General features: G+C 38.2%; 12 protein-coding genes. 4 read left to right on the top strand and 8 right to left on the bottom strand.

Annotated features, from left to right (window positions below):
- The first annotated feature begins 72 nt into the window (after positions 1-72).
- The gene (locus AC1DFT_RS16000) at positions 73-906 is read left to right on the top strand and encodes a TetR/AcrR family transcriptional regulator (RefSeq protein WP_478159829.1); all 834 of its coding nucleotides are present in this window, start codon (positions 73-75) and stop codon (positions 904-906) included.
- Positions 907-951: 45 nt separating this feature from the next.
- On the opposite strand, the gene AC1DFT_RS15995 is transcribed toward AC1DFT_RS16000, so the two are convergent.
- The 4 genes from AC1DFT_RS15995 to AC1DFT_RS15980 form a co-directional block, all read right to left on the bottom strand.
- A complete protein-coding gene (locus AC1DFT_RS15995; protein ID WP_478159827.1) occupies positions 952-2559 on the bottom strand; it encodes a thiamine pyrophosphate-binding protein in 1608 nt (535 codons plus the stop codon).
- A gap of 310 nt (positions 2560-2869) precedes the next feature.
- Positions 2870-3805 (bottom strand): hypothetical protein, encoded by a 936-nt coding sequence (locus AC1DFT_RS15990; protein ID WP_478159825.1) that lies wholly within the window; start codon positions 3803-3805, stop codon positions 2870-2872.
- A 128-nt stretch (positions 3806-3933) separates the two neighbouring features.
- The gene (locus AC1DFT_RS15985) at positions 3934-4311 is read right to left on the bottom strand and encodes a PH domain-containing protein (protein WP_478159823.1); all 378 of its coding nucleotides are present in this window, start codon (positions 4309-4311) and stop codon (positions 3934-3936) included.
- A 128-nt stretch (positions 4312-4439) separates the two neighbouring features.
- Positions 4440-4787 carry a winged helix-turn-helix transcriptional regulator gene (locus AC1DFT_RS15980; protein WP_478159821.1) on the bottom strand — a complete coding sequence of 116 codons (348 nt, stop codon included), beginning with the start codon at positions 4785-4787 and terminating at the stop codon, positions 4440-4442.
- Between the two features lie 112 nt (positions 4788-4899).
- Between AC1DFT_RS15980 and AC1DFT_RS15975 the strand changes: the two genes are divergently transcribed.
- On the top strand, positions 4900-5958 hold the full coding sequence (locus AC1DFT_RS15975; protein ID WP_478159819.1) for an LLM class flavin-dependent oxidoreductase: 1059 nt from the start codon (positions 4900-4902) through the stop codon (positions 5956-5958).
- 367 nt (positions 5959-6325) lie between these two features.
- Here AC1DFT_RS15975 and AC1DFT_RS15970 read toward each other — a convergent pair whose 3' ends face one another.
- Both AC1DFT_RS15970 and AC1DFT_RS15965 read right to left on the bottom strand, forming a co-directional pair.
- Complete coding sequence (locus tag AC1DFT_RS15970) at positions 6326-7564, bottom strand: MFS transporter (protein ID WP_478159817.1); 1239 nt, start codon at positions 7562-7564, stop codon at positions 6326-6328.
- Between the two features lie 331 nt (positions 7565-7895).
- A complete protein-coding gene (locus AC1DFT_RS15965) occupies positions 7896-8366 on the bottom strand; it encodes a DinB family protein (protein WP_478159815.1) in 471 nt (156 codons plus the stop codon).
- A gap of 165 nt (positions 8367-8531) precedes the next feature.
- Between AC1DFT_RS15965 and AC1DFT_RS15960 the strand changes: the two genes are divergently transcribed.
- Positions 8532-9776 carry an aminopeptidase gene (locus AC1DFT_RS15960; protein WP_478159813.1) on the top strand — a complete coding sequence of 415 codons (1245 nt, stop codon included), beginning with the start codon at positions 8532-8534 and terminating at the stop codon, positions 9774-9776.
- A 168-nt stretch (positions 9777-9944) separates the two neighbouring features.
- Complete coding sequence (locus AC1DFT_RS15955; RefSeq protein ID WP_478159811.1) at positions 9945-11078, top strand: cation:proton antiporter; 1134 nt, start codon at positions 9945-9947, stop codon at positions 11076-11078.
- A 41-nt stretch (positions 11079-11119) separates the two neighbouring features.
- On the opposite strand, the gene AC1DFT_RS15950 is transcribed toward AC1DFT_RS15955, so the two are convergent.
- Entirely contained in the window at positions 11120-11698 is a 579-nt protein-coding gene (locus AC1DFT_RS15950) for a DNA-3-methyladenine glycosylase I (RefSeq protein ID WP_478159809.1), read from the bottom strand.
- A gap of 152 nt (positions 11699-11850) precedes the next feature.
- Positions 11851-12330: a ribonuclease E activity regulator RraA gene (gene rraA, locus AC1DFT_RS15945; protein WP_478159904.1), complete on the bottom strand. Its 480-nt coding sequence runs from the start codon at positions 12328-12330 to the stop codon at positions 11851-11853.
- Between the last annotated feature and the right edge of the window lie 101 nt (positions 12331-12431).

Below are 12431 nucleotides of genomic sequence, written 5' to 3'. Positions count from 1 at the left end.
TAGCTCCGTTAATTATACTAATGACTAATCGGTCAATTGTCAACAATATTACCTAGGAGCGATACAAGAAGCATGAGTAAAAAACAACTAATAATGGAAAGAGCATTAGAACTTTTTGCGAAACAAGGTTTTGAAGCGACTTCCGTTCAACAAATCACCGACCATTGTGGTATTTCTAAAGGGGCATTTTACTTGTCCTTCAAGTCAAAAGATGAATTGATTTTCTCATTGATCGACTACTTTATGACACAACTTATTTCAGATATTGACTACAAGGTCAAAATCGCACAAAATGATGAACTTTTGTTCACATATTTCTACACGACTTTTCAAACTTTTTTTCAACATTCGGATTTTGCAAAAGTTCTTATGAAAGAACAAGTTCAAACATTTCATAATAAAGAACTGATTGAAAAAATGCATATATACGATAGATTATTAGATAAGGTCACTTTATCTATGATTGAACGTTTATACGGTGAAGAAGTCCACAATACGAAATATGATTTAGTATATTGTATTAAAGGATTAATGGGTAATTATTCAAAGCTCATGCTATTTTCGAATGCCGCACTCGATTTGAAATTGCTATCTGAATCACTTGTGGAAAAAACAAACCTACTTGCAAAGCATGCGACGATTGCATTTATATCAGAGGATTTTATACAGTCGATGGAACAACCCTCTCTTAAAGAAGTAACAACAGAACAGCTACTAGAAATGATTGCACAAAAAATTGAAGAGATGGAGGAATCTATCGAAAAAGAATCATTAATCCTACTTAAGCAACAGCTGCTTGAACCAACTTTAAATCCCGCTATTGTAAAAGGATTAATCGAAAATATTCGCAATCATCCACATTGTAAATGGGTTTCTTATTTACTTCGTAGTTACTTTAATTTTTAAAAAAGTGCCAGTCACCCGAATTCAGAATCGTTCGGGTGACTGGCACTACTCTGTTTCAGGGAAAAACGCCTGGGCCGTGTACATATCAACTAATACTGGACCGGTAGTTTGGATAGCGTCTTTAAGAATCGATTCTATTTCACTATCTGTTTCTGCTCGATATCCTGTCCACCCGCATGCTTTKGCTACCTGAACAAAATCTGGGTTAGTCAATTGTGTTCCTAATTCTTTATCCCCGGCTGCTTGGATTTTGTCACTTTCCATCTGTAAGGATCCGTTATTAAATACTAGAACCGTAATGTCTAGTTTATAGCGAGTTGCAGTCAAAAGATCCGCAAGTGTCATCTGAAGACCTCCATCCCCAACTATAGCAATGACTTGTTTTTCAGGCTGCACAAGCTTTGCCGCAATTGCCGCTGGAAGACCGAAGCCCATCGAACGCCAATAACCTGAGAATAGGACAGATTGCYGACTTTGGCGAAAATTGCGATTCATCCATACCGTAATATCTCCTGTGTCCAATGTAAGTACTGCATCTTCTGCTACCGTTCGTTCAATTGCCCGAACTATACGAGATGGATGGATAGGAGAACCGGTAATCTGACCTTCTTCCTCATTTTGGTTAGCCCATTTTACTTTTGCTTCTTCTACTTGAGTGTTCCATGCAACATTCTTTTGATAACCCCCTAAACTTTGCAACAACAGTGGAACCACTTGCTCTGCCTTACCATTGACCCCAAGCTCCGTCGGAATCCCTCTATGGGCGGTTGCAAAGTACGGATCAATTTGGATGATTCGAGCATCATTAGGCACGTATCCCTCCGGCCACCAAGTGACTCCTACAAGAAGGACAACATCCGCTTCTTTAAAAACTTCAGCTGCATGAGGATTTCCTCCTTCTCCAATTCCTTGAAGAAGACATGGTGTAGATTCTTTAAACAGTCCTTTGCCACCTAGACTGGTAAGAATACCTGCTCCCCAAGTTTCAGCAAGCTCTTCAACAGCTGAAGCTGCCTTTTTCGCCCCTGCTCCTGCAAGAATTATTGGCTTTTTCGCTGTTTTCATCACTTCAGCTATTCCTTTTAGATCTTCTATTTCAAAAGAGGCTGTTCCTTCTATTACTGTCGGCAGTGCACGAGCCTTTGCAGCTGTCTTTACTTGGAACAAATCTTTTGGTATGGACAGATGGGTGACCGCACGCTGCTGAAGGGATGTTTGAGCAGCCTTTTGAAGTAGATCCACTATAGCATCCTCACTCGCAAGATTTGCTGAATAAGTCGCGAATGGTTTGAAAAGTTCCTGTTGATCCACATACTGTTGATAATCTGTGCCTATCTTATTGCGTGGTGCCTGACCAGTTATTGCTAAGACAGGAGCTTTATCCGAATAAGCGTCTCCAAGACCATTTAGTAAATTGGCTGCTCCTGGTCCCATTGTAGCGGTACACACCGCAAGCTTTCCCGTCAACTTTGCCTCAGCAGAAGCCATGAATGCAGCGACAGATTCATGTTTGACAGGAATAAACTCAATCTGTTCCTGTTTGGCCATAGCATCTAACAATCCTATAATTGCATCTCCAACGACACCGTAAATATGCTTGACCTCTAATAAAGCCAATTGATCTAGTATTACTTCTGCAACAGTTTTATTCATAAAAATTAACCTCTCCTTTTAGCATTTGCTAATCAAGTAATTTCCCTTAAATGATGAAGATAAACATTATGCTACAGTTATACCTAAATTGGGGATAAGTTGTGCATAAGTTATGAGATTCTTTCGACAATTAAGTGGAGTCCAAGTGAAAAATAATCATTTGTGAATAAGTCGGGGATAACTTTGGAGATGGGAGGAGTGCTCATTCAATCTATAGTATAATATTGGTAGAATTTCTATTTTTCCAATTGACTCTTACTATTTTGTTGTAAAGGAACCTCTTCCAAAGTTCCTCAATGCCTCATCGTCATTAACTTTCCACGCATTTGGTTGGGTCTATTTTTGTCTCTTCCCATGTACCTTGCCTTCTTTTTATTAATTGGGAGACCAGCACATCTGTATCATTCGTTAATTGAACGAAGATGAACCGATAGTCGTTTCCATCCGTTCCGATTATATCAATGAATTTCACATAATCGTCTCTTTTCGTTGGCAATCTTTTTTTAATTAATTTACACCAATTTCCATATTCAATATCAACAACAGTTTCTCCTTGTTGACGCCAGCCATGATAAGCATCACATAGAAAATCCTCACCGGTCAATGTGATGTTATCAATTTTATATAGCCCATCTTCTTTTCCAATAGAAACAGTGCCGTAATGATATTGAAAAGCGGAAATACCTGTTGCTGTCCCATTTATCGTTTCGAGTTCGATAAAAAAACGAATTGGTTGGCCAGCTTTTTGATTGGGAAGTTTATATAATTTAATTAAATTTGTATGACCAATGCCTTCGAAAGAAGCAAGATACCTTGTATAGGGCATTTTTTGTTTATAGTCTTTCGTGAAGAAATTATACGCAATTGGAAATGGTGTATTTGCCCACCCTACTGTACCGCAACCTCCCATAAGCTCTTCCGTTAAGTTTTCAGCTTCTCGTAAAATGCTAAAATAATGGAGGATTGCATTTTCTGGCGTATCTAAAAAGGAAGGCGGCAGACTGATTTCGCTATAGGTTTTTCCATTATAGGGATTGAAAAAGTGATAATCAAATAACCTATGATTTAGAATGGAACGACGAGATGGGCGAAAGTATTTTTCCGCATCTATCTGTTGGTATGTTTCTTTTTCCTCTTCATTTTCACCTTGATGCCATTTTTGTTCTTGCCTTACCGCTCCCATCACATAGACGGATGTATGGTTACCAGCTTGCTGTCGAGACTTGCGACGCCTCATAAACCTCATTTTACGACTCCTCTTAGCTTCTATTGCTATAGCATATTCTATAGACAAAAAAGCTGCTAAACCMATCTAGGTTTAACAGCTTTCATTTATACAAGTGAACGCCGAGTCTTCTTGCTTTATCCAAGTACTTATTTCAAAACATATGCAGCTAGCACACTTTGCACTTTATAAATATTCAAAGATTTATTGAATTTCTTTTGAATCGGAGCCGCACTTCCAGATAACCAAATTTTCAATTCAGCATCCATGTCTAAAGTTCCCGCTGTTTCAATTGAAAAATGAACCACACTTTTGTATGGAATCGTGTGATATTCCACTTTCTTACCAGTCATACCTTGCTTATCGATGAGCAATAATCGTTTATCCGTGAATACAAATAAATCACGAATAAGCTTATATGCATGCTCTACTTTTTCAGATGGAACTAGTAAATCCTTTAGCTCTTTTTCAACTTTATCCAGTTCAACCTCTGACGCATTTCCCATTAAACCATCTAAAAATCCCATTTTCATTTCTCCTTTTGTTCATTTATTTAGTTGACTCTTTTACTTTACTTTACCATATAAACAGGATGAATATCAGATTATTGCAACTATTTAAGGCTAGATATTTTAAGGCGATATAATTTTAAATACTAACCCATTTGTTGTTGAGCTTTTCTCATTTTATGTTGGGCATGTGCAGCTCCCCATTCATGCATTGCTACTAAAATAGGTTCTAAGCCCTTACCATATTCCGTAATAGAATATTCGACTTTCGGTGGTACTTGCGGATATACTTTACGTACAATAATGTCCTCCTCTTCTAATTCGCGCAATTGTTTGGTTAACATTTTCTGAGTGATTCCTGGTACTCTTCGTTTTAATTCGCTGAATCTTTGTGTCCCCTCTTGCAATAATATTAATAAAATAATCGGCTTCCATTTTCCTACTATTATGCCCAGCACATCCTCTACACGACATAACTCCGGTTGCATGTCCATCTAGTTTCACTCCTGTAGTATCTTTTTGTATACTATACCACTTTAAAGTGCGTACTTAAATTTTATATACTTGGAGATTATACTAAAATTAATGAAAGGTAGGGGTAGAAGTATGGAAAAATATCGTATAGATGAAAGTAACGGTCTAGAATTTGGACTTTATACACTAGGAGATCATATCCCTAGCCCACTTACCGGGGAGCGCATTTCCGCTGGACAGCGGATTCACGAAATCATTGAGTTGGCCAAGCTTGCAGAACAAGCGGGTCTTGACTTTTTTAGTGTCGGTGAAAGTCACCAGGAATATTTTACGACGCAAGCTCATTCTGTCGTCTTAGCCGCAATAGCTCAAGCAACTAGCAAGATTAAAATTGCAAGCTCTTCTACGATTATTAGTACATCAGATCCCGTTCGGGTCTATGAGGATTTTGCGACGATCGATTTGATATCTAAAGGAAGAGCAGAAATCATCGCTGGTCGTGCTTCACGTATCGGGCTTTTTGAATTGCTTGGCTATGATGTTCGAAACTATGAAGCATTATTTGAAGAAAAGTTTGCCTTACTATGTAAGATCAATGAAGAAAAAGTGGTCAATTGGAGTGGAGAATTTCGGGCTCCTTTAAACAATGCACAAGTAATCCCCCGTCCCCAAAACGGCTCATTGCCTATTTGGCGTGCAGTTGGTGGACCACCGGCAAGTGCCATTAAAGCTGGTAATGCTGGAGTTCCTATGATGCTCGCTACCTTAGGTGGACCTGCTACTAGTTTTAAAGTATCGATTGATGCATACCGCGAAGCTGCACTGCGCAGTGGTTTTGACCCAGGTACACTCCCAGTAGCAACAGCCGGGTTTTTTTATGCCGCCGAAACAACACAACAAGCGCAAAGCGAGACATATCCTTATGTGAACCAAGGAATGCAACTAATAAATGGACGAGGTTATCCAGAGCAACAATTTGTACAAGGGGCAAATCCTCATGATGTCATGAATATAGGTAGTCCACAACAAATCATTGAAAAGATTCTCTATCAGCATGAGCTATTTGGTCATCAACGTTATATTGCACAAATGGATTTTGGCGGTATTCCATTTGATAAATTAATGAAAAATATAGATCTGATTGGGACAGAAATTTTACCTGCTATAAAAAAATACACAGCAAAAAAGTAAATGCACTGTGCTATAGCGTAAACACCGGTCTCTACCCGATATAGAAAATCGGAAAGAAGATTAGAATGAAGCGCATAATAAAGATGATGCGCCATAGTCATCGTTATCTCAATCCAAGTAAAATTGCTGTTTTGGGAATTGGTTGCTTTCACTGGCAATTTGGTTGCTCTAGGATTAATTTGGTTGCTTTCAGACTAAAATTTATTGCTTTCAATGAACGATTTGTTTCCCTTAGCCATTTACTGGTTAATAAAATTCTATTTTTAGTAAGTTGGTATTGAGTAAGTAAGCAATTTTCCATTTACTTCCGCTCGTACAAGATAAAGACCGCTTAATGCCAATGCATCAAGCGGTCTTCATTTATATTCTACTCAGAAACTTCCTTCACTGTCGGTTTTCCTGCCTCCAGTAATACTTTACTACGTCCTAAGAAAACACCTACTATTAAAATTAGTATCCCAGTTCCTACGAGTAACCATTCGATTTTTACAACATCCGAAATCAGACCAAAAATGAGCATTCCAATTGGCATCATAGAAGTAGAAATCATCCCAAACACACCAAATACCCGGCCAAGATAATTGCTTTCCACTTTCTCTTGGACTAAAACCATTGTTGGTGTATTGAAAATCGGCATTGCAACTCCGAATATACCCATAAAGGCTAAGTAAATCCAAAATACAGGAATAATTCCGAGAGCAAACGTACAAACACCCATTAAAATACTTGCGAGTGTCATCGTGTGTACCCTATTGGAAAAGCCTCCCCAAGAAGCAATAATTCCTCCACCTGCCATCATTCCAATTGAAAAAGCGATTTCGATGGCCGTTAAACGCCATACATCGTCACCGAAACTGCGCGCCACTTGAAGTGGAGTCAAAAAGGCAGCAGGTGCCATCAACACAAAGAAAAAAGCGAAAAACAGAAAAAACTTCTTCAAAAAAGCGTGCTGTTTAATATACACTAGTCCTTCTTTAAAATCAGTTAAATAGCTTGTTGTTTGTTTTTCAGATGCCTTTTCATGCACTGCAATTTTCAAAAATGCTAATAAGGTTATAATCGCTATTGCTGCAGTAACGACATCGATAAAGAAAATTACTTCAAGCGAAGTCATCGTTAGTAAGGCCGCACTGACCATTGGTGACACGAACATAATAATGGCTTGGATACTCCCATTTATTCCATTCACTTTCGTCAGTTTATCTTCCGGGACAATTTGAGGTAAAATAGCTCCCACTGCTGGTGTTTGAATACCTGTACCGACTGCTCGAATTGCAGCCATAACAAACAATAACCAAATTGCTTCATAACCCATTAAAAAGACAATTGCGAGTATAAGTGTAGCTGTCGCAATCAAACCATCCGATACGATAATGAGTAGCTTACGGTTATAACGATCAGCCCATACCCCAGCTACTGGAGATAATATAAAAGTGGGGATAAAGCCACAAAGAATAAACAGTGTCATCATCATTCCTGACTGTGTAGTAAGTGTAATATGCCACATAATCGCATATTGGACTAAAGAAGATCCAAAAAGTGATATTGTTTGGCTACTTAAAAAGATGATGATATTCCTTTTCCAGTTTTCATATGTCGAATCCATATTATTTCACGACCTTTTCTATAGATAATTTTTACTTAAAAGTAAATGGAGCAGGTCTATTTTTTACTGGAAGTAACTATTATTCTTTTATGTTTAAAGACAGCAAAAAAGAGGGCAGACTCGTCCCCCTCTTTTTAAATCATAAAATAAAGGTTTTCCTAAAATAGACAGACCAATCCCATTTACTCTGCTTATGCGCAGAGTTTTTGAACGTATTCAATTAACGATTCAAAAATTGGATTCTTAGTCTCATTGATGCTGTCAAAAGGAAAACCTCCATTTCAATATAGTGGATTTCATTTTACCATACATTTTTCTACTATGACAATTATTATTGCATCTCTTTTGTCGGTCCCATAACACCTGGAACAGTTAAACCTGCTTGACGTAGTAATACAGTCATTTGACCACGGTGATGAGTTTGATGATCGATTAAGCCGCGTAAAAATTTACCACGCACTGTCGGTCCAACAAATCCATTTACTTCCTCTAGTAACATATCATCCGTGAGCTTCATTGCTTCAGCTTTAAATGCATCTGCTACCTTCTCATAAGCTTGCACAATCTCTCTTACATCTGTTGGTATTGGCTCATCGCGACCAGGTGCTGGAACTTGAAGTCCTGCAAAATGACCATAAGCTCCTGCAGCACCTACTAAATGCCAAGCAAGCCAACCGAGTGTACTATGCTCTTCTTCTATTGCTTGATCTAGTTTATCATTTGTAATTGCTTGGATTACATTTAATGTTCCCGCTGCTGAAACTGCCCAATCTTCTATAAAATCCTCTACTTTACGATACATATACACCACTCCTGTTTTTATAATATTTTTCTACTTCCATCATAGCTAGTGGCGAATTCGTTTGCAACAAAGAGGAACATAAATGAAGTTTTTAAGCGTTTACATAGAGTTGTTTTCGTTTAAGCATGCTAAAATTATGAATGAAGACAAATTATTGGAGGAATTATGATGTTAGCTAATTTTGAAGAAAACTTACAAAAATATGCAAAACTACTAGTAGCTAAAGGTATCAATGTTCAATCTGGTGATTGGGTGAAAATGACCATTACGGTTGATCAGGCACCATTAGCACGATTAATCACGAAAGAGGCATATGATTTAGGTGCTGAAAAAGTCATTATTAAATGGTCCGATGATGAAATTAGCAAACTACATTATTTGCACCAATCTACAGAAGTATTGACCGACATTCCAGATTATGAAATCCAAGAATCCGAAGATCATGTGCTAAATCGTCGTGTAAGTCGTCTTTCCGTAGTATCTAGTGATCCAGGACTACTAAACGAAGTGGATCCTGCTAAAATTGCTGCCTACCAAAATATTGCAGGAAAAGCATTCAAAGCACAACGCGTAGCAACTCAAAACGATGACTTGAAATGGACTGTTGCAGCTGCAGCAGGAGCAGGCTGGGCTGCACAAGTATTCCCGGACTTATCAACTTCTGAAGAACAAGTCGATGCTTTATGGGATCAAATTTTCAAAACATGCCGTGTTTATGAAGAGGATCCAGTTGCTGCATGGGATGAACATAAACTAACGCTAAATGAAAAAGCAGCTATATTGAATGAGAGCCAATTCGACGCATTACATTATACTGCACCAGGCACAGACTTAACTTTAGGTTTACCAAAAAACCATATTTGGGCATGTGCAGAAAGTTATAACCCTAAAGGCGAAGAGTTTATCGCTAATATGCCAACAGAGGAAGTCTTTACTGCACCAGATACACACCGAATGGAAGGCGTTGTACGTAGCACGAAACCTCTAAGCTATGCTGGGACGCTAATCGAAGGTATTGAAGTGCATTTCAAAGATGGCAAAATTGTAGATATCTCTGCTGAAAAAGGAGATGAAACAATAAAAAAATTAGTTTTTGACAATGAAGGTGGGACAGGTCTAGGGGAAGTAGCGCTCGTTCCAGATCCATCTCCAATTTCCCAATCAGGTGTTACTTTCTTTAATACACTATTTGATGAAAATGCATCCAATCACTTAGCAATCGGTTCAGCTTATCCGACGACGATTCAAGGCGGGACAAAAATGAGCCAGGAAGAATTACTGAAAAGTGGCATGAACACTTCCATTGTTCACGTTGACTTCATGATTGGTTCTGACAAGATGGACATCGATGGGATTAAACAAGATGGCACGGTCGTTCCTATTTTCCGAAATGGCGACTGGGCATTTTAACCATTGCCTTCGGAAGGAATTCCCCAATATTTGGGGTGGTTCTTAAGCGCATGACCTGTTATACTAGATTCATAACTGAATGATAAATTCGATACATGGAGGAGCCTGTCACTAAGGCCCCTTCATGTATTTTTTTTGTTCAGAAAACTGTTTAATGGGAGGAAATCTGTGTTTATTTTACAAATAGTAATTATTTTACTTGCAACAAAATTAGCTGGTCAGTTAAGTATCCGACTAGGACAACCATCTGTTTTAGGTAAGATTATAGTAGGGATTATTCTTGGTCCAGCATTACTAGGCTGGGTACAGGATACAGAGATAGTTTCTATCTTCAGTCAAATAGGAGTACTACTTTTAATGTTTTTAGCAGGACTGGAAACAAATTTAAAGGACTTAAACCGGAATCTAAAAGCCTCGGTATTCGTTGCAATCGGTGGAATAATAGCTCCAATCATTGGTGGATATGCAGCATCCCAATATTACGGACTATCGATAGAAGAATCCATTTTTATTGGTTTATTATTATCGGCAACTTCTGTCAGTATTTCTGTTCAAACGTTAAGAGAATTAGGATGGCTGAATAGTAAAGAAGGTTCTACCCTATTAGGTGCAGCAGTTTTAGATGATATTATTGTTGTTATTTTAATCGCGATTGCTATGAGCTTCTTTGTCGGTTCTGACGTTAGTATTGCCTTATTAATAGGCAAAAAAATCTTATTCTTCATCCTGATTATTTTAGCTTCTAAATGGTTAATACCTAAATTTATTCAAGTATTCTCTAAACTAAAAGTTACAGAAGCAACATTAAGTGCAGGATTAATCATTTGTTTCAGCTTTGCTTACTTTGCAGAGTATCTTGGAATTGCAGGGATTATTGGAACGTTTTTTGCAGGGATTGCCATTGCACAAACGAAATTTAAAGAAGAAATTGAGCATAAGGTCGAACCAATTGCCTATGGAATTTTCGTCCCATTCTTCTTTGTCAGCATCGGTTTAGCCGTATCGTTTGAAGGTATTGGTAACCAAGTTGGGTTAATAGTTGTTTTCTCTGTCATTGCGATTATTTCCAAATTCATTGGTTCAGGAGCTGGAGCTCGTTTATCCGGTTTCAATCCAAGATCATCTATGGGTATTGGAGCAGGGATGATTTCAAGAGGAGAAGTGGCATTAATATTAGCTGCTATGGGGCTTGAAAGTGGTCTATTACCTTCAGAATACTACACAGCAATGATTATAGTAGTCATTATAACCACACTTGTTACACCCCCATTATTAAAAATGTTTTTCGGAAATCGGGAATAGACAGTTAGTGCCAGGAACCTATATGGTTCCTGGCACTTCGTTTACCCTTGGACTTTTACATTAGACGGGTGACAAAAACAATTTAATGTATGGTCATTTATCATCCCTACCGCCTGCATATATGAATAACAAATTGTACCGCCTACAAATTTAAATCCATCTTTTTTCAACCGTTTGCTCATGTTATCGCTTATTTCAGTTGTAACAGGGACTTCTTTTCCTGTCTTCCAATGGTTAATAATTGGTTTGGTATCGACAAAACTCCAAATATAATTCGAAAATGAACCATATTCCTGTTGGATCCTCAAAAATGCCTTCGCATTTGTTACGACGCTTTGAATCTTTAACTTATTCCGTACAATCCCAGTATCTTCTCTTAATGATTGCAACTTTTCATCGGTATACTGAACAATTTTTTCTGCTTCAAAATGATCAAATGCTTTTCGGTAATTTTCTCTTTTTTGTAAAATCGTCCACCAACTTAAGCCCGCTTGAGCCCCTTCTAGACAGAGCATTTCAAATAACAGCCTATCATCGAATACAGGGACTCCCCATTCCTTATCGTGATAATTCATATACAAAGGCTCTTTTGTCGCTGCCCACGTGCATCGTTCCGTCATTTATCATTTCCCCCTCGCGCTATTTATTATAGGGATATTATACCACACATACGTTCCATTTAATGCTTGTATCAATTAAAATGGAAGTACTAAAAAGCGTTCCCTTTGTGAAAACAGAGAACGCCTCTTGAATTGTCTGGGTGACTGGCACCTTATAAAAGGGCTTGTTCAGAAAGAATAACTCCGTCCTCATCCGCATACACATAGTCTCCCGGCTTCCAGTCAACTCCTCCGAAGTGAAGGACGCTATTACGTTCGCCAGTGCCAGCTTTTTTACTTTTTAGCGGATATGTTCCTAATGCAAGAATACCGACATTCATTTTCGCAAGCTCAGCAGAATCTCTTATATAACCATTAATAATAACACCAGCTAACTTTCTAGATTCTGCAATGCCCGCTAGACGATCGCCAAGAAGTGCACATCCCTTAGAACCACGACCGTTCACCACAATGACAGAACCTTCCGGGACATTTTCTAGTGCTTCCACGACTAGCACATTATCCTCAAATACATTTACTGTTTCTATTTTTCCTGTAAAGCATTTCTTATTTCCGAAAGAACGGAAGTCGATATCACAAATTTGCAATGAATTTGAATGGTCGTCGCACAAATCAGTTGTCTTAAATTCTATCAAAGCTAATTCCTCCTACTCTTTTCTTTCTTATATAATTCAACATTCATTCCTAGTATACACGATATTCTATTCTGGATTGTACGTGACACGGGGGACAT

It is taken from the genome of Psychrobacillus sp. 05T411, from assembly GCF_056396485.1.
This window is presented reverse-complemented; position numbering and strand designations above follow the sequence as displayed.

What these genes read in the sequence shown, in the direction of transcription:
- AC1DFT_RS15980 (WP_478159821.1), bottom strand. Translation starts at nt 4,787, where the DNA reads ATGGACATGCAACCGGAGTTATGTCGTGTAGAGGATGTGCTGGGCATA.
- AC1DFT_RS15990 (WP_478159825.1), bottom strand. Translation starts at nt 3,805, where the DNA reads ATGAGGTTTATGAGGCGTCGCAAGTCTCGACAGCAAGCTGGTAACCAT.
- AC1DFT_RS15970 (WP_478159817.1), bottom strand. Translation starts at nt 7,564, where the DNA reads ATGGATTCGACATATGAAAACTGGAAAAGGAATATCATCATCTTTTTA.
- AC1DFT_RS15975 (WP_478159819.1), top strand. Translation starts at nt 4,900, where the DNA reads ATGGAAAAATATCGTATAGATGAAAGTAACGGTCTAGAATTTGGACTT.
- AC1DFT_RS15985 (WP_478159823.1), bottom strand. Translation starts at nt 4,311, where the DNA reads ATGGGATTTTTAGATGGTTTAATGGGAAATGCGTCAGAGGTTGAACTG.
- AC1DFT_RS15950 (WP_478159809.1), bottom strand. Translation starts at nt 11,698, where the DNA reads ATGACGGAACGATGCACGTGGGCAGCGACAAAAGAGCCTTTGTATATG.
- AC1DFT_RS16000 (WP_478159829.1), top strand. Translation starts at nt 73, where the DNA reads ATGAGTAAAAAACAACTAATAATGGAAAGAGCATTAGAACTTTTTGCG.
- AC1DFT_RS15965 (WP_478159815.1), bottom strand. Translation starts at nt 8,366, where the DNA reads ATGTATCGTAAAGTAGAGGATTTTATAGAAGATTGGGCAGTTTCAGCA.
- AC1DFT_RS15960 (WP_478159813.1), top strand. Translation starts at nt 8,532, where the DNA reads ATGATGTTAGCTAATTTTGAAGAAAACTTACAAAAATATGCAAAACTA.